Here is a 16,924-nt window from a genome sequence, read left to right as displayed (position 1 = left end):
CTCCACGGCTGCTCCGCTCCGACGGTCCGGAGCTGCCCCCCTGGCGTGCTCTCCTTCCAGTCTCTCCCCATGGGCGGCTCCCCGCGCGCGCCGATCCGGTCGTCGCCGCGGGGAGCACGTCTGCCGAGGGGCGTCAGACCGTGAAGGACGGCAGCGCCGCGAACTCGGGTGCCACCGCGACGCTCGTCGCGAGCGCCCCGAGCACGCCCCGGACCCGGGTCAGGGGATGGTCCGGGAACTGGGCGTCGTACCGCTCGTGGTCGGCGGCGTGGAACGGCAGCCCGTCCCGTACCTCCGGGGCGTAGGGATGCGCCCGGTAGAAGGCGTCCGGACCGACCTGCGCCATCACCATCGCCTCACGCATACCGGTCATCCCGCGCTCGGGCGCCTGGATCTTCACCACCGTGCTGCACTCCGCGCGCGGGACGGTGTAACTGCCGATGAAGACCTGCCCGCTGGGCTGTCCCGGCAGCGGCAGCTTCAGTATCTGCCGCAGCGCGGGCAGTTCTCCCAGCGACTTCACCGACGCCTCGATCAGCCCGCCGCCGGCGTCTGCGGTGAGGCGGGTCAACGCGGCGCGCAACGACGGGCCGTCGTCCAGTGACGCGGGCAGGTCCGGACGCAGTGCGAAGAAGTGCAGCGACAGCACGTCACCCGCGTCGCTGACCCAGACATCGGGCTCCACGAGTCGGAAGCCCGGCAGTTCGATGCCGACAAGAGCTCTCATGACCGGTGATCATCGCGCATGTCCCCGGCTTCGGCGAAGCCGGCTACCGGAGCGACGCCTGGTGCAGCGCGTCCGGGCCGATCGGCAGGCCGGGCAGCGCCCGCCCCCGCAGCGGCGCCGCGCCGCGGACGAGCGCGGGAGCGCCGGCCAGCGCCCCGTCGACGTGGGCGTACAGCGCCTCGGTCACGGGATCCGGCAGCGGACGGCCCTGCTCGTCGAAGCGCTGGTACTTCATCAGGTTGTAGCCGATGGCCACCTGGCGACGGCCGTCCTCGGTGGACAGCGCCCAGGTACCGGCCCCGAAGACGCCTCCGTCATGCCCCCAGTACCAACCGCCGCTGGGCATCTTGAGGGTGTAGATGCCGAGGCCGTAGCGCATCAACGGCTCCTCGCCCGGCTGCGTCTCGTAGGCCGGCACGGTGGTCTTCATCGCGCGCAGCTGCGCCGCGCCGAGCAGCCGCCCGCTCAGCAGCGCGCGGTAGAAGTCGTTGAGGTCGCCCGGCGTCGAGACGAGGGCGCCGGCCGTGCCCGCCCATGACATGTCGTAGACGCTGTAGTCGCGGGGCGGATCGATCAGGCCGAAGAACGACTCGTACATCTTGGCGTGCGGGCCCTTGATCGACGCCGACGTCGGGAAGTACGTGTGGCGCAGGCCGGCCCTGCGGATGACGTTCCGGGTGATGTACGCCTCGGCCTTCTGGCCCGTCACCCGCTCCAGGATCAGCCCGGCCAGGATGTAGTTGGTGTTGGAGTACGCGTGCGTCCCGCGCTCCGCGACGGGCAGGGCCGCCAGCCCCAGGCGGGCGAGTTCCTCGGGGGCGATGCGGCGCAGACGGTTCTCGTCGAGCGTCCTGCCCGGGTTCTCGAGGATGCCGGGGAAGGCGGGCAGCACGTAGTCGGCGATGCCACTGGTGTGGTTGAGCAGCATCCGTACGGTCACCTGCCGGCCGCGCTCGCCCGGCACGACGTCGGGAAGGTAGCGGCCGACGGGAGCGTCGAGGTCGATGCGGCCGGCGCCGGCCTGCTGGAGCACGGCGACGGCCGTGAAGGTCTTGGTGATGCTGCCGACCCGGTGCTCCAGGTCCGGCCGCGTGGGCCGCCGGGTGTCGACGTCGGCGAACCCGGTGGCGCCCCGCCACTGCGCGGAGCCGTCGCGCACCGCCGAATAGGCGCCGTACATCCCCGCCGCGTGGAAGGCGTCGAGCGAGCCGCGCAGCGCCGCGCGGTCGAGACCGCGGCCGGTGACGGACGCCGCGACAGGGCTCACGGCGGCGGGGGAGCGGGGCTCCGCGGCGACGGCCTGTGCCGGTAACGCCGAGGCGGAGAGCGCTATCAGGGTGGTCGCGGCGACGGCGGAGAGGCGAGCCCTGCGGGGCGAATACGACGAATACGACGAAGGCATGGGTGGATCCTGCTTCCCTCGATGAATGCGGTGGATCCATCCTCGACGCCGTCGCGCGGCCCGCCCTCCACCCTCGGGAGGATCTCGTGCATCGGATCCGGTGACATTTGTCAGTGGTCCCGTCCCCGGCCGGGCAGTGGCACACTGACCGCTGATCGTCCTGAGGAGCCCCACGTGCCCATCATCCGCAACCTCCGCCGCACCGTCCGCCGCGCCTACCGCCGGACCGTCGACCTCAGCCACCCGGCGCGCTCGCCGCTGGGCAGCGCGGTCGTCAACTGTGTGCTGTACGAGGACGGGGCGAGGCACCGGGGGGCCTGCCCCGCGGAGGAGGCGGTGCGGCGGGTACGCAAGTCCGGCGACGGGTTCGTCTGGATCGGCCTCCACGAGCCGTCCGTCGAGGAGTTCGCCGGACTCGCCGAACTGTTCGGGCTGCACCCGCTGGCCGTCGAGGACGCCGTCCACGCCCATCAGCGGCCGAAGCTCGAGCGGTACGACCAGACGCTGTTCGCCGTGTTCAAGACGGTCCGTTACGTCGAGCACGAGGAGCTCACCGCCACCAGCGAGGTCGTCGACACGGGCGAACTCATGGTCTTCACGGGATCCGACTTCGTCATCACCGTCCGGCACGGCATGCACGGTTCGCTGGGCCCGCTGCGGGAGGCACTGGAAGCCGAGCCCGAACAACTGGCCAAGGGGCCGGCCGCCGTCCTGCACGCCATCGCCGACCACGTGGTGGACGACTACCTCGCCGTGGTCGACGCCGTCCAGGACGACCTCGACGCCGTCGAGACGGCCGTCTTCAGCGAGCAGGCCTCGCGCGGCGACGCCGGCCGCGTCTACCAGCTCAAGCGCGAACTCCTCGAACTGAAGCGGGCGGTGACCCCGCTCCACCGCCCGCTGCAGACCCTCGCCGCGCAGCCGCTGCCGCTCATCGGCCCGGAGATACGTCCGTACTTCCGCGACATCGCCGACCACCTGTCCCGGATCACGGAACAGATCACCTCCTTCGACGCCCTGCTCGACTCGATCCTCCAGGCCCACCTGGCGCAGGTGACCGTCGCCCAGAACGAGGACATGCGCAAGATCACGGCGTGGGCGGCGATCATCGCCGTTCCCACCATGGTCTGCGGGGTCTACGGAATGAACTTCGACCACATGCCGGAGCTCCGCTGGACCTACGGCTACCCGCTCGTCGTCGCCGCGATGGCCACCGCCTGCTTCCTCCTCCACCGCAGCTTCCGCCGCAACGGCTGGCTCTGACCGCTTCACGCCGCTTCGGCGACCCCCGGCGCCGGCCGGCCGAAATCGACTGGACCGTGCCGCGGCGCGCTGCGTACGGTGGCGCCATGTCGAGCCCCGAGTCGGACAGACTCCGGCCACCGGCCTTCCGGTGGCTCCCCGCGTCCTGCTGCTGAAGCACCCCGGCCCCTGAGGCCATGCGCCGCGCTGGGCAGACGTGACACGAACCGCCGGAACCGCCGCCGCGGGAGACGGGCCCCTGAACGCCTCTCTCCCCGCCTTCGCGCGCGGTGATCGCGCATGCCCGCCGTACCCCCGCCACCCGGCCCCGGTACGGCTCACGCTGCCGCTCGGTTGTGGAGTCTCTCGATGCCCTTCGCTCTCTACCTGCTCGGACTGGCCGTCTTCGCCCAGGGAACGTCCGAGTTCATGCTCTCCGGCCTGCTGCCGGACATCGCCGCCGACCTCGACGTCTCGGTCCCCGCCGCGGGTTCGCTGACCTCGGCGTTCGCCGTCGGAATGATCGTGGGGGCGCCCCTGATGGCGCTCCTGGCCCGGCGCTGGTCGCGACGGACCGCGCTGGCGGTCCTGCTCGGCACCTTCCTGCTCGTCCACGTCCTCGGCGCCCTCACACCGCACTTCGGTGTCCTCCTCGCCACACGCGTGATCGGCGCCGTGACCAACGCCGGCTTCCTCGCGGTGGCCCTCGTGGCGGCCACGTCGATGGTCGGGCCGGAGTCCCGGGGGCGCGCGACCTCCGTCCTGCTCGGCGGCACCACCCTCGCCTGCGTCGTGGGCGTTCCCGGCGGCACCCTGCTCGGTCACGTAGGGGGCTGGCGCTCGGCGTTCTGGGCCGTCGCCCTGCTCTCCGTACCGGCGCTCGTCGCGATCGTCCGCTCGGTCCCGACCGGCGGCGCCGAACTCCCGGCCGGCGTCGGCGCGTACGCCGAACTGCGGACCCTGCGCAGCCCACGGCTCCTCCTGACACTCCTGGTCTGCGCCCTCGCGAACGGCGCCATGTTCTGCGGATTCACCTACCTCGCCCCGGTCGTCACGGACGTCACCGGACTCGCCCCCCTCTGGGTCCCCGCTCTGCTCGCCCTGTTCGGTGTGGGCTCCTTCACCGGAGTCGTGCTCGCCGGCCGGATCGCCGACGCGCACCCCCCGGCACTGCTCGCCGGCTGCGCCGTGGCAGGGGTGGCCGGGTGGAGCGTTTTCGCACTCACCGCGGGGAGCGCCGCGGCCACGATCGTCCTCGTCCCGGTCCTGGGCGCCGTGTCGTTCGCCCTCGGCTCCGCCCTCATCGCGCGGGCCCTCCACGCGGCCGCCGGGGCGCCCACCCTGTCCGGGGCGCTCGCCGTGGCCGCGCTCAACGTGGGCGCCGCCGTGGGGCCGTGGCTCGGCGGCGCGGTCATCGACGCCGGTCACGGCTACCGCGCGCCCCTGTGGACGAGCGCGCTGCTCACGGCCCTCGCGCTCGCCACGGCCTCGGGAGCCCGCCTCGGCCGTCGCCGCTCCGTGAGGGCCCAGGCGGGAACGGACGGGACGAACTCAGCCCTGGGCGCGCAGGGATGAGGTGTGCTTCCGGACCTGTTCGGGCGTGAGGTAGGCGTCGGTGTACTCGAAGTCGGTCAGGGTCCCGGACCGGGACGCCAGGAATCCCGTACGCACGAAGTCGTCGCCCGCCACGGCGTTGAGCAGCCAGTTCGTCATCACCCGCGTCTTGGCCACATTGGTCCGCAGCGCCGCCCAGTGGTACGCGCGGGCCACCGCCTGTGCGGGCGTCCCGTGCAGCTCGACGCCGAGCGGCTTCGAGACGGCGTCCCGTCCGCCCAGGTCCACCACCAGGCCGAGGTCCCGGTGGTGGTAGGGGTACGTCTGCTCGCCCCGCAGCGTCGCCACGATGTTGTCGGCGACCTGCTTGCCCTGGCGCTGCGCGTGCTGGGCGGTCGGCGGGCAGACGGCTCCCTGCTCGTTCTTGGCCAGGTCCGGTACGGCCGCGGCGTCGCCCAGGGCGTGCACCCCGTCCACACCGGGCACGACCATGTCCGCCCCCACCACGAGGCGGCCCCGCAGGGTCTCCGCGCCCAGGGTCCCGATCAGCGGGCTGGCGGCCACGCCGGCCGTCCAGATCAGGGTCCGGCTCGGCAGCACCCGCCCGTCGGTGAGCGTCACGGCGTCGGCGTCCACGGACGCGACGGACACACCGAGCGACACCTCGATGCCGCGCCGGCGCAGGATGTCCAGCGCGGCGCCCCCCAGCCTGTCGCCGAGTTCGGGCATCAGCTTCGGGGCGAGGTCCACCAGATGCCACTTGATCAGCTTCGGGTCCAGGCGCGGATAGCGCTTGACCGCATGGTGCGTGAGCCGCTGCAGACAGGCGGCCGTCTCCGTCCCCGCGTACCCGCCGCCCACCACCACGAACTGCAACCGCGCCGCCCGCTCGGCCTCGTCCGTGCTCGCGTCGGCGAGATCCAGCTGGGCGATCACATGGTCGCGGATGTAGACCGCTTCGGCGAGCGTCTTCATGCCCCGGGCGTGCTCGGTCAGACCGGGGATGTCGAAGGTACGCGTCACACTGCCGGGCGCGAGCACGAGATGGTCGTACGGCTCGTTCACGTACTCGCCCGTGATGGTCCGGACGACACAGACCTTCGCCTTGGTGTCCACACCGACGGCGCCGCCCGGAATGATCCGGGTCCGGTGCCGCTTGCTGCGCCGCAAGGACAGCGCGACCGACTGCGGCGTGAGCACCCCGGCGGCCACCTGGGGGAGCAGGGGCAGATACAGCTGGTACGAGAACGGTGTGAGCAGCGAGATCTGCGCCTCCCTGTCGGTCAGCCGCCGCTCAAGCCGCCGTACGCAAGCGACGCCGGCGAAGCCGGCGCCCACCACGAGGATCTTCGGTCGAGTCACGTGCCCGCCTCCCGGGTCATCGGTCCTTGAGTGCTGACTAACCTGTTTGGCCGTTCGAAAACCCGGTCTGCCGCCGATGGGGTGAGACCGGTGCAGCCCCCGGAAGGAGAGTGCACAGTGTGATAAAAGGGAAAAACAAGGTGGTATCCGAGAACGGAGCCGACGGCCGTGGGGAGACCTGAGGGCACAGACACCACCGGGCAGGCACCGGCGTTCGGGGTCACGGACGCCGTCGTCCTCGTCTTCGACGCGGGCGGGGCGGTCGTCGGCCGCCCGTACGCCGCCGAGCGGCTCCTCGGCCACTCCGCGCAGGAGATGCGTGGCCGGCATGTGGAGTCCCTCCTCGCGCCGCGCGAGGCCGCGCGTCTGCCCGCGATCCGGAAGCGCTGCGCGACGGACGGCGCCTGGTCGGGCGCCCTCCTCGCACGTCATCAGGACGGCCGTGACATCACCGTCGACGTCACCGTGCTGCCCCTGCCGGGGGACGCGGCACCGGCACGCTGGCTGGCCGTGGCCACCGGAGCGGCACCGTCCCGGCAGTGGACCATGGGACCCGCCCTGCTGGAACGGATGGTCACCGAGGCACCCGTCGGCATCGCACTGGTCGACACCGAGCTGCGCTGCGTGTGGTCGAACACCGCGCTGGAGCGCTTCGGCGGCGGCCGGGCCGACCAGCGCCGCGGCCGCCGCCTCGCGGAGATCCAGCCCGGCTTCGACGCGGAGCTCCTCGAGTCGAAGATGCGCCAGGTGCTCGCCACCGGCGAACCGGTCACCGGGTACGAACACGTCGGCCGCACCCGCGCCGACCCGGGGCGCGACCGCGCCCATGCGATGTCGTTCGTCCGGCTCGACGACGACAGCGGCCGTGCCCTCGGGATCTGCTACGCGGTCGTCGACATCACCGACCGCTACCGCGCCCGTCTCCGGCTCGCCCTGATGGCCCGGGCGAGCGAACGCATCGGCCGCAGCCTGGACGTCATGGGAACCGCCCAGGACCTCGCCGACGTGGCGGTGCCCGGCCTCGCCGACTTCGTCGCCGTCGACCTCCTGGACTCCGTGATCCGGGGCGCGGAGCCGTCCCCCGGGCCGACCGCCGGGGCCACCGCCGTACGACTGGTGCGCGCGGGCGCTCAGACGGTGCGCGCGGGGGCGCCCGAGGCGGTGGTGGAGCCGGGCGAGGCGGCCGCCTACCGGCCGTCGTCACCCCAGATCGGCTGCCTCGCCCACGGCCGGCCCTGGCGCGCCGCCCGGCTGGACCCGCCCGCCAGGGACTCGGCCCTCCCCGTCCGGCCACCGCAACACCAGGGCGAAGCGGCCCCGCCTGCGGGGCAGCCCCCGACGGCGGGATCGGGGCAGCCCCCGGCGGCGACGTACGAGCAGCCTCCGTCTGCGGCGTCCGAGCGGGCTCCGTCGGCGGAATCCGTACGGTCCCCATCGGCGGGATCGGGGCAGGCCCCCTCGACGGGGCCGGGGCGGCCCCCAGGGCCGGAATCCGAGTGGCTCCCGGCGGCGGGACCTGAGCGGGCTCCGTCGGCGGAATCCGTACGGGCCCCATCCGCGGGACCCGAACAGGCCCCGTCTGCGGCGTCCGAGCAGGCTCCGTCGGCGGAATCCGTACGGGCCCCATCGGCGAGATCGGGGCAGGCCCCGACGGCGGGCTCCGAACGGTCCCCATCGGCGGGCTCCGAACGGTCCCCATCGGCGGGCCCCGAGCAGGCCCCGACCGCGGGCCCCGAGCAGGCACCGACCGCGGGGCCCGGGCACGCCGTGTCCGCCGTGCCCGTACCCCCTTCGTCCGCCGCGCCGGTGCCCCCCGAGGCTGCCGCGCCCGCCCCCCGGCCGCCCACCGGCCCCATGGCGCACACCGCCATGGTCGTGCCCATCCTCGCCCGGGGCGTCACCCTCGGCGTGGCCACGTTCTTCCGCTCGCGGCGCGACGAGGCGTTCGACGAGGACGACCTGCGGCTCGCGGAGGAGCTCGTCGCCCGCGCCGCCGTCTGCCTGGACAACGCCCGCCGCTACGCCCGGGAGCGCGCCGCCGCGCTCGTCCTCCAGCGCAGCCTCCTCCCGCACGGCGTCCCCCTGCAGGAGGCCGTCGACGCGGCCTCGTTCTACCGTCCCGCCGACGAACTCTCCGGCCTCGGCGGCGACTGGTTCGACGTCATCCCCCTCTCCGGAGCGCGGGTCGCCCTCGTCGTCGGCGAGGTGCTGGGCCACGGCATCGAGGCCGCCGCCACCATGGGGCAGCTCAGAACGGCCGTACGGACCCTCGCGGACCTCGACCTGTCGCCCGAGGAGCTCCTCGCGCACCTCGACGACCTCGTCCTCCAGGTGACCCGCGAGGGGCGGGAGGCCGGCATCGGCGGCGCGACCAACCCCGGGGCGGTCGGCACCAGTTGCCTGTACGCCGTCTACGACCCGGTGAGCCTGCGCTGCGACCTCGCGAGCGCCGGCCACCTCGCGCCCGCCGTCGTCGCCCCCGACGGCACGGTCGGCTTCCCGGAGCTGCCGCCCGGCCCGGCCCTGGGCATCGGAGGGCTGCCGTTCGAGTCCGTCGAGCTGCCCCTTGAGGAGGGCAGTGTGCTGGCCTTCTACACCGACGGCCTGATCGCCGCGCCCGGCGCGGGCAAGGAGGGACTGCGGCGGGTTCTCCGGTCGCGGGAGCTGCCGCTCGACCAGCTCTGCCGCAGCGTCGTCGACGAACTGGCGCCCAGCAGGCCGTACACCGACGACGCGGCGCTTCTCCTGGTCAGGACGCGCAGCCTGGCGGCCGGGCAGGTCGCCGTGTGGGACCTGCCCGCCGACCCGGCCGTCGTGGCCCGCGCCCGGGTGATGGCCGCACGCCAACTGGCCGCCTGGGGGCTCGAGGAGCTCGCCTTCACCACCGAACTCGTCGTCAGCGAGCTGGTCACCAACGCCATCCGGCACGCCTCGGGACCGATCCGGCTGCGTCTGATCCTCGAACGGACCCTGATCTGCGAGGTCTTCGACGCCAGCAGCACCTCCCCCCACCTGCGGCACGCCCGCACGACCGACGAGAGCGGCCGCGGCCTCTTCCTGATCTCCCAGTTCACCCGGCGCTGGGGCACCCGCTACACAGCCGAGGGCAAGGTGATCTGGGCCGAACAGCCCCTGGACCGGGACACCCCCGCCCCGGAATGATCATTATTCGATTGCCCGGGCCCGGTCCCCGTGCGAGGGTGGCCTGCCGCTCGGAGACACCGGCGGAGACGAGAAGGAGAGCCCCGCCTGTGAGTGCGCCTGCCGCCGAGAACATCGTGGTGACGAAGCAGGGATCGGTGCGGGGCACGATCGTCGACGGGCTGAGCGTCACCCTGGGGATTCCGTACGCCGCACCGCCGTTCGGCGCCGGCCGCTTCCGCGCGCCGATGCCCGCCGCCCCCTGGGAGGGGACACGGGACTGCACCCGCTTCGGGCCGGTGGCCCCGCAGTCGGCGGAGCTGCCCGGCGCGCCGGTCTGGCGCCCGGACCAGGAGGACGTCCTCTCCCTCAACGTCTGGTCCGCCGCGGAAGGTTCGGGTCCCCGCCCCGTCCTCTTCTGGATCCACGGCGGCGCCTACACCTTCGGGTCCTCGGCGCAGCCCGACTACGACGGGACGGCGCTCGCGCGGGCCGGACTCACCGTCGTGACGTGCAACTACCGCCTCGGCTTCGAAGGGTTCGGCCACGTCCCCGGCTTCCCCGACAACCGGGGACTGCTCGACCAGATCGCCGCGCTGGAGTGGGTGCGCGACAACATCTCCGCCTTCGGCGGCGACCCGGACAACGTCACCGTGGCCGGTCAGTCCGCCGGCGGCGGTTCGATCGCCTGCCTGATGAGCAGCCCCCGGGCCGAGGGGCTCTTCCGTCGCGCCGTCGTGCACAGCGTCCCCGACGCCACCTTCCCGGCGGGACTCGCCGGGGCACTGACCCGCGAGGTGGCGGACGAGGCAGGCGTCGCGCCCACGGCGCAGGGTCTGCTCTCCGCGAGCCCCCAGGCGCTCGTCGAGGCATCGGACCGGGTCGTGGCGCGGTACGCGGACGACCCCTCCTCGGGCTTCCTGCACTACGACACCGTCCTCTACGGCCCCGTCCTCGACGGCGAGACGCTGACGCGCGACCCGCTCGACGCGCTGGCCGACGGCGCGGGCAGGGCGATCGACCTCCTGGTGTGCCACACCACCGAGGAGTACCGGCTCATGCACGAGGTCGGATCCATGCCGTCGGTCACCACCGAGGACGGCCTCGCCCGGTTCGCCGCCGACTACGGCCTGCCCGAGGACCTCCTCGCGGAGTACCGCGCCCTGATGCCCGGGGCACCGGTGCTCGACATCTTCCTCGCGCTCGCTGGCGACGCCGTGTTCGCCGCGCATACCGTCCGCCTCGCCGAGGCCCACGCCCGCGCCGGCGGGCGCACCCACCTGTCCCGCTTCGACCGCCGCCGCACCCGCCCCGACGGCAGCCCCGTGCACGCGTGGCACGCCGCCGACGTGCCCTTCGTCCTCGGCACCCTGGACGCCACCGGAGTCGACTTCCTGACCGGCGGCCCCGCCGACGCCGACGACCGTGCCCTGTCGCAGCGGATGATCCGGGCCCTGGTCGCCTTCGCGAGCACCGGAGAACCGGGCTGGGCCCCGCTCACGGACGCCTCCGCCCCCACGGCCCCCGTGCAGGTGTGGGCCGTTCCCGAGGACCGCACCGAGGGCGCGCTCGCCGCACACGCCCTGTTCCACGACGTACGGTCGAGCCCGCCCGCGCCCCGGTGACGAGGCCACGGGATAATCACCGGGGCCGTGGTGACATCGGCCGCCCGCGCCACGAGACACGAAACGCCCCGCACGGCGGGAGAAGGAGAACCCGATGGACGTCCAGCACTTCGAGCACATCACCGCGTTCATCGAGGCACGCCTCCGCCCGCTCTTCGACCCCGAGACCGGCAGCGACCACGGGTTCGGCATGGACGACACCTCCCGCGCCCTGCGGGCCCTCCTCGGCACCGTGAAGGCCGCGGCGGCCGTCAAGGGCCTCGCCGAGCAGCGGGCGTCGGCCGACCCGGCGCTGCGCAACATCATCGACCAGGCCCTGGAACACAACTGGGACGTGCTGCGCGGCGTCGCCCGCAACTGGGAGGACCACCCCGACTTCGCCCGCGCGTTCAAGCGCCACGCCTGGGAGCTCGACGAGACCCCCGCCGCCACCGCCTGACCCGGGACCATGACCTCCGACATCTGGGCCGCGCTCCCGGCCGCGTCGCGCGCCGCCGTGGACGACCTCGTCCGGCTCGACCGCCGCATCACGGCGGTCAAGGAGATCCGCGACGGGTTCCCCGAAGGATCCCGGCCGGGTCTGTACGAGGCGCTCGACGTGGTGGCCTGGCGTTTCCGGGAACTGGGCAGGCGCTTCGATCCCGGCCCGACGGAACCCCTCGACCCCGCTGACCTCGCCGCACGGGCCACGCGGCTGCCCGGCCGGCCCGTGGCCGTCGAGGCGGTGTGGGACGGCGACAGCTTCGGCTGGATGGTGGACCTAATGCTCGTCACCGACGACCCGGACGCCGAGCACCACCTCGCCACGATCCGGCACGGCGGCGACATGAGGCTGCTCAACGGTACGGTCCCGCCCTGGCCGGAGGCCCAGGAGGCACAGCGGGCCGGCGGGGCCGTGGCCGAGCGGCTCGGCGTGCCCTTCCACTTCGCGAGCCCGGACGAGCCGGACGACGAGGCCCCCAGATGGCGTGACGGCCAGGGCGCCGGGCCTTCTTGAGGAGCGCCGGACCTTCTTGAGGGAGCGCCGCACCTTCCTGACGGCTGTTCGGCGACCGGACGCGGTGATCCGCCGGCTCTGCCCCGGTCGGGTGAGTGCGCCGTTCTTCCGACAGGGTCGGACGCGGACCGGGTACGTATCGCGGCATTGCCGTCACCCAGCGTCGGAGGATGCCGTCCCATGCCTGTCAGGAAGGTTCGCCCCGGCCCGCGCGTGCTGACCGCCGCCCTGTGCGCGACACTCGCCGTCATCGGCTACATGACGGTGTCACCCGAGGAAGCCACGCCACCAGCCGCGCCCGCACCCCGCGCCGCGGCCAAGAACGCCGGCCCCCAGGCCGCGCCCCTGCCCGCCGCACCCGCAGCACCTCCCGGCGTCGGCCCCGTCACCCGGACCCAGATTCCGGACAGCACGAGCCAGGCGCTCGTGGTGACGGGCAAGACCCGGGACACCAACGTGGCCACGGCGGTGCTGTACGAGCGGGACGGGACCGGGAAGTGGCGGCAGGCCGCGGGGCCGTGGACCGCGCACAACGCGCTGCGCGGCTGGACCACCCACCACGTGGCCGGTGACCTGCGCACCCCCATCGGAGTCTTCAGGATCGGCGACGCGGGCGGACGGCTGCCGGACCCAGGGGCCCTGCTGCCCTACGACCAGGACGAGGAGTTCGTCTCACCGGGCACCGGGTTCCTCGGCGAACCCCTGGAGGGCTCGTTCGACTACGTGGTCGCCATCGACTACAACCGGTTGCCCGGAACGACCCCGTTGAACAAGGAACGGCCGCTCGGCCCGGAGCGCGGCGGAGGTGTCTGGGTCCATGTCGACCACGGCGGCCCCACGCAGGCGTGCGTCTCCCTGCCCGCCGACGTCATGCGGCAGCTGCTGCGCGCCCTGAACCCGGTCCGCGAACCGGTGATCGTCATGGGCCCCGCCGACGAGATCGCCCGCTGATCCGCCGCCGCGCGCATCAGCGCTTCGGCGGATCAGCGGGTCACGGAATCAGCGGTGTGCGAGCCAGGAGGCCGCCGGCAGCAGCCTGCTGTCGTAGTCGAACAGCGCCTGGTTCTCCCAGCCGTTGCCCGACGCGGGATCCGCCGGGTCCCAGCCGTTGCCGGTCACGGCGGTCCAGGTCGGCTCCCAGTAGACGACCCCGATACCGCGGCCGTTCGGCACGGCCTCCACGACGTTCATCACGTCCCGCAGCCAGGCGGACTGACCGGCGGAACTCGCCGCGTACCCGGGGACCAGCTCAGCGGTGGTGTCGATGATGTTCTCGTGCGCGTCCTCGCTGTCCAGCCGGAAGGGGTACGCGGTCTCGGCGACCATGACGTTCTTCCCGTAGCGGGCCGAGATGTCGTCGAGATTGGCCTGCAGGTCGGACAGCGCGCCGTGCCAGTACCCGTAGAACGACAGCGCGATGACGTCGTACGGGACACCCTGCGCGGTCGCGTTGTCGAACCACCAGCGGTACAGGGCGTTGTCCCCGCCGTGGGCCAGGTGCAGCGCGATCTGGGTGGACGAGGAGACGGCCTTGGCGGCGGAGACCCCCGACTTCAGGAGCCCCGCGAGCTGGGACCAGTTGTTCGTGGAGCCCTCCGGCCACAGCATGCCGGTGTTGATCTCGTTGCCGATCTGCACCATGTCGGCCGTCGTGCCCTGCGCCTTGAGGGCGTTGAGCACGTCGTACGTGTGGTTGTACACGTCCGTGCGGAGCTGACTGTACGAGTGCGAGGCCCAGGCCGCCGGCTTGGACTGCGCCCCCGGGTCGGCCCAGGTGTCGGAGTAGTGGAAGTCGACGAGGAGCTTCATGCCCTGGGCCTTGATGCGCTGGGCCGTCGCCAGGACCCTGGCCTTGTCGTTGTAGCCGTCGGCCGGGTTCACCCACACCTTCAGACGGCCGTAGGTGGCGCCGGCCGACTTCAGGAGCGCCACGGGGTCACCGCTCGCCCCCGCGCTCGTGCGGTACGTACCCCCGAGGTCCTCGCTCTTCTTCAGCGAGGAGATGTCGACACCCTTCACGGACAGGCCCGTCGAGCCGGACGTGAAGGTGAGATCGTCGACGTTCAGCCACTGGCCCGCGGTGGCGTGGGAGTTGACGCTGATCGTGCACTGGCCGCCGGTCACGGTGACCGAGGTGACCAGGCGCATCCAGGCGCCGTTGGGCGTGGGCGGCAGATCGGTGCGCTGTTCTGCCGAGCCGCAGTTGCGCAGGGCGAGGTAGGCGGAGCTCTGGCCACCGCTGGAGCGCACCCAGGCGCTGAGCGTGTAGCTGCCGTTGGTGAGCCCGGACAGGTACTGGTACGTCTCCACCCGGTAGGCGGAGGAGGCCCAGTGACTCAGCCGGTAGCCGCCGCTGTGGCCGCCTGCCTCCGTGAACGAGGCCGCGTTCTGGCCCGTCGCGGAGTAGGTGGACCAGCCGGACGGCGTCGCGGTTCCGCGGCCGTCGGCCTCGAAACCGGTGTTGGTGAGGGTCGTCGCCGCCTGCGCCGGCTGCCCGGGCAGCGCGGCGAGGAGCAGCGCGCCGAGCGCGGACGCCGCGGCGACTCTCCATCGTGTACCTGACATAAATTTCCGCGGGGTGCGGGGAACGGCGTACATCGTCTGTCCCTTCGACGGTGGAGGGAGGGGGTGGTGGTGCGGTGGTGCCGTTCACCCGGGGGCGCGCGTGCGGGACGCCCGCCCCCGGGGAGTCATGAGGGGAAGGATCAGCTGTCGAGCCGTACGACCCGGACCGACCCGGCCGGGACGGCGAGGTGCCCGGCGGCGCGTTCGCCCTGGAGGAGTTCCGTGCCGGGGGCCTCCAGCGGCACCTTCGCGTCCCGCGCGGTGTGGTTGAGGGCGAAGAGGTACGTACCGCTGTCGCCGGAGCGGCGGACGACCTCGACGTCACGGGGAAGGCCGCCGCGCGGCGTGATGCCGGCGTCCTCGCAGGCCCCGGCGAGGATCGTGTCCAGCGAGGCCGCGTCGAGCCGGGTGGAGACGTACCAGGCGGTGCCCCTGCCCAGACGGTGGCGGGTGACAGCGGGGCGTCCCGCGGCCGGCCCGTCGGCGTACGTCCAGACGGGCTCGGCGCCACGCTCCACCACGAACTCGGTCCAGACGTCGGCCGGCAGCGTCGCCCCGCCCGGTCCCGCGATCCGTACCGACTCGCCCGCGCCCAGGGGCGACCACTCCTCCACGGTCAGCCCGAGCACGTCGCGCAGGGCGCCCGGGTAGGCGCCGGGGTGGACGGCGTCGTGCTCGTCGACGATCCCGGAGAAGTACGAGACGACGAGCGTGCCGCCGTTCTCCACGTACGCGCGCAGGTTGAGCCCCGCGGCCTCGGTGGCGAGGTAGAGCGCGGGGACCACGACCAGCGGATACGCCGAGAGGTCGGACTCGGGGTGGGCGAAGTCGACGGTCAGATGCCGGTCGTAGAGCGTTTCGTAGAAGCTGTCGGCGCGCTCGCGCGCGTCGTGGTCCTCGGTCGGGCGCCACTCCAGGTTCTGCGCCCACCACGACTGCCAGTCCCACACCATCGCGACGTCCGGCACGGTGCGCGTACCGCGCAGCGCGGACAGCGAGTCGAGGTCGGCGCCGAGCCGGACCACCTCCCGCCAGACCCGGGAGTCGGTACCGGCGTGCGGCAGCATCGAGGAGTGGAACTTCTCGGCGCCGCGCCGGGACTGGCGCCACTGGAAGAACATCGCGCCCTCGGAACCGCGGGCGACATGGCCGAGGGAGTTGCGGGCCATCTCGCCCGGGCGCTTGGCGGGGTTGCGGGGCTGCCAGTTCACGCCGGACGTGGAGTGTTCGAGCAGCAGCCACGGAGCCCCGCCCGCCACCGAGCGGGTCAGGTCGGCGGCCATCGCCAGATTGACGTGGGTGCGACGGCCGTCGGTGATCAGGTAGTGGTCGTTGGTGACGAGGTCGACCTCGCGGCCCCAGGCCCAGTAGTCCACCGCGTCGCACTGGCTGAGCGCGGTCATGAAGTTGGTGGTGACCGGGACGCCGGGGGAGAGGCGGTGCAGGATGTCCCGTTCCGCGACGAAGTTCTCCCGCAGGGTGGCGTCGGCGAAGCGGCGGTAGTCGAGCTGCTGGGCCGGATTGCCGACCGTGGGCGTCAGACGCGGCGGGTCGATCTGCTCGTACGAGGTGTAGCGCTGCCCCCAGAAGGCGGTGCCCCAGGCCTCGTTGACCGCGTCGACGGATCCGTACCGGCGATCGAGCCAGCGCCGGAAGTGGGCGGCGCAGGTGTCGCAGTAGCAGGCGCTGACCGGGACGCCGTACTCGTTGTGCACGTGCCAGAGGGCCAGGGCGGGATGGCCGGCGTAGCGCTCGGCGAGCTTCGTCGTGATCGCCGCGGCGGCCGCGCGGTAGGCCGGCGAGCTGTGGCAGATCGCCCCGCGGGAACCGAAGGAGTACCGCACGCCCTCGCGGCTGACCGGCAGGGCGTCGGGGTGGGCGCGGTAGAACCAGGCGGGCGGCACGACCGTGGGCGTTCCCAGGTCGACGCGGATGCCGTGCTCGTGCAGCAGGTCCAGGATCCGGTCGAGCCAGCCGAAATCGTAGGCGCCGGGCTCGGGTTCGAGGAGGGCCCAGGAGAAGATTCCGACGCTCACCATGGTGACGCCGGCCTCCCGCATCAGCCGGACATCCTCCTGCCAGACGCTTTCCGGCCACTGCTCGGGGTTGTAGTCCCCGCCGAAGGCGAGCCGCTGCAGGCCTTGGGGAGTCATGTCCGGCATGGGTTGTCTCCTGAACGTCAGAACTCGATCATCTGTGAACGTACACACATCAGATCTCGATGTGGCAACGCAACATAACCGCACACGATCCACCATTGACAAGTGTCCGGAACGTTTCTCTACTGTGAACGCTCACAGATGCATGGC

The 16,924-nt window shown here is 72.8% G+C and carries 12 protein-coding genes; 7 read left to right on the top strand and 5 right to left on the bottom strand.

Features of this window, described 5'->3' with window-relative positions; all coding sequences use genetic code 11:
• Positions 1–133: 133 nt before the first annotated feature.
• Together ACFYV5_RS34325 and ACFYV5_RS34320 are read right to left on the bottom strand one after the other, a co-directional pair.
• Positions 134–727, bottom strand: a complete 594-nt coding sequence (locus tag ACFYV5_RS34325; RefSeq protein WP_389175339.1) for a hypothetical protein — start codon at positions 725–727, stop codon at positions 134–136.
• A 43-nt stretch (positions 728–770) separates the two neighbouring features.
• Positions 771–2,129, bottom strand: coding sequence for a serine hydrolase domain-containing protein (locus tag ACFYV5_RS34320; RefSeq protein WP_389175337.1), 1,359 nt, complete (start codon positions 2,127–2,129; stop codon positions 771–773).
• Between the two features lie 180 nt (positions 2,130–2,309).
• On the opposite strand from ACFYV5_RS34320, the gene corA reads away from it, so the two are divergent.
• Positions 2,310–3,392: a magnesium/cobalt transporter CorA gene (gene corA, locus ACFYV5_RS34315; protein ID WP_389175451.1), complete on the top strand. Its 1,083-nt coding sequence runs from the start codon at positions 2,310–2,312 to the stop codon at positions 3,390–3,392.
• A 348-nt stretch (positions 3,393–3,740) separates the two neighbouring features.
• Positions 3,741–4,946 carry a Cmx/CmrA family chloramphenicol efflux MFS transporter gene (locus ACFYV5_RS34310; RefSeq protein WP_389175334.1) on the top strand — a complete coding sequence of 402 codons (1,206 nt, stop codon included), beginning with the start codon at positions 3,741–3,743 and terminating at the stop codon, positions 4,944–4,946.
• Here ACFYV5_RS34310 and ACFYV5_RS34305 read toward each other — a convergent pair.
• The gene (locus ACFYV5_RS34305) at positions 4,923–6,287 is read right to left on the bottom strand and encodes an NAD(P)/FAD-dependent oxidoreductase (protein ID WP_355114082.1); all 1,365 of its coding nucleotides are present in this window, start codon (positions 6,285–6,287) and stop codon (positions 4,923–4,925) included. The genes ACFYV5_RS34310 and ACFYV5_RS34305 overlap by 24 nt on opposite strands.
• 168 nt (positions 6,288–6,455) lie before the next feature.
• On the opposite strand from ACFYV5_RS34305, the gene ACFYV5_RS34300 reads away from it, so the two are divergent.
• The 5 genes from ACFYV5_RS34300 to ACFYV5_RS34280 all read left to right on the top strand — a co-directional run bounded on the left by ACFYV5_RS34300 (position 6,456) and on the right by ACFYV5_RS34280 (position 13,001).
• On the top strand, positions 6,456–9,449 hold the full coding sequence (locus tag ACFYV5_RS34300; protein WP_389175331.1) for a SpoIIE family protein phosphatase: 2,994 nt from the start codon (positions 6,456–6,458) through the stop codon (positions 9,447–9,449).
• 89 nt (positions 9,450–9,538) lie between these two features.
• On the top strand, positions 9,539–11,053 hold the full coding sequence (locus ACFYV5_RS34295; protein WP_389175328.1) for a carboxylesterase/lipase family protein: 1,515 nt from the start codon (positions 9,539–9,541) through the stop codon (positions 11,051–11,053).
• 94 nt (positions 11,054–11,147) lie between these two features.
• Positions 11,148–11,492: a hypothetical protein gene (locus ACFYV5_RS34290; RefSeq protein WP_389175325.1), complete on the top strand. Its 345-nt coding sequence runs from the start codon at positions 11,148–11,150 to the stop codon at positions 11,490–11,492.
• A gap of 9 nt (positions 11,493–11,501) precedes the next feature.
• Positions 11,502–12,050, top strand: coding sequence for a hypothetical protein (locus ACFYV5_RS34285; protein WP_389175322.1), 549 nt, complete (start codon positions 11,502–11,504; stop codon positions 12,048–12,050).
• Between the two features lie 180 nt (positions 12,051–12,230).
• Entirely contained in the window at positions 12,231–13,001 is a 771-nt protein-coding gene (locus ACFYV5_RS34280) for a hypothetical protein (RefSeq protein WP_389175319.1), read from the top strand.
• Between the two features lie 48 nt (positions 13,002–13,049).
• Here ACFYV5_RS34280 and ACFYV5_RS34275 read toward each other — a convergent pair whose 3' ends face one another.
• Entirely contained in the window at positions 13,050–14,615 is a 1,566-nt protein-coding gene (locus ACFYV5_RS34275; RefSeq protein ID WP_389175316.1) for an arabinogalactan endo-beta-1,4-galactanase, read from the bottom strand.
• A gap of 140 nt (positions 14,616–14,755) precedes the next feature.
• Complete coding sequence (locus ACFYV5_RS34270) at positions 14,756–16,777, bottom strand: beta-galactosidase (protein WP_389175313.1); 2,022 nt, start codon at positions 16,775–16,777, stop codon at positions 14,756–14,758.
• Positions 16,778–16,924 lie beyond the last annotated feature (147 nt).

This window comes from Streptomyces sp. NPDC003035 (assembly GCF_042888285.1).
Classification (GTDB): Bacteria; Actinomycetota; Actinomycetes; order Streptomycetales; family Streptomycetaceae; genus Streptomyces.
The sequence above is the reverse complement of the archived record's forward strand: the minus strand, read 5'-3'. Positions and strand labels throughout refer to the sequence as shown.

Excerpts from the sequence above, each read along its gene's own strand:
- ACFYV5_RS34325 (WP_389175339.1), bottom strand. The coding sequence starts at position 727 with ATGAGAGCTCTTGTCGGCATCGAACTGCCGGGCTTCCGACTCGTGGAG.
- ACFYV5_RS34320 (WP_389175337.1), bottom strand. The coding sequence starts at position 2,129 with ATGCCTTCGTCGTATTCGTCGTATTCGCCCCGCAGGGCTCGCCTCTCC.
- ACFYV5_RS34310 (WP_389175334.1), top strand. The coding sequence starts at position 3,741 with ATGCCCTTCGCTCTCTACCTGCTCGGACTGGCCGTCTTCGCCCAGGGA.
- ACFYV5_RS34290 (WP_389175325.1), top strand. The coding sequence starts at position 11,148 with ATGGACGTCCAGCACTTCGAGCACATCACCGCGTTCATCGAGGCACGC.
- ACFYV5_RS34285 (WP_389175322.1), top strand. The coding sequence starts at position 11,502 with ATGACCTCCGACATCTGGGCCGCGCTCCCGGCCGCGTCGCGCGCCGCC.
- ACFYV5_RS34280 (WP_389175319.1), top strand. The coding sequence starts at position 12,231 with ATGCCTGTCAGGAAGGTTCGCCCCGGCCCGCGCGTGCTGACCGCCGCC.
- ACFYV5_RS34275 (WP_389175316.1), bottom strand. The coding sequence starts at position 14,615 with ATGTCAGGTACACGATGGAGAGTCGCCGCGGCGTCCGCGCTCGGCGCG.
- ACFYV5_RS34270 (WP_389175313.1), bottom strand. The coding sequence starts at position 16,777 with ATGCCGGACATGACTCCCCAAGGCCTGCAGCGGCTCGCCTTCGGCGGG.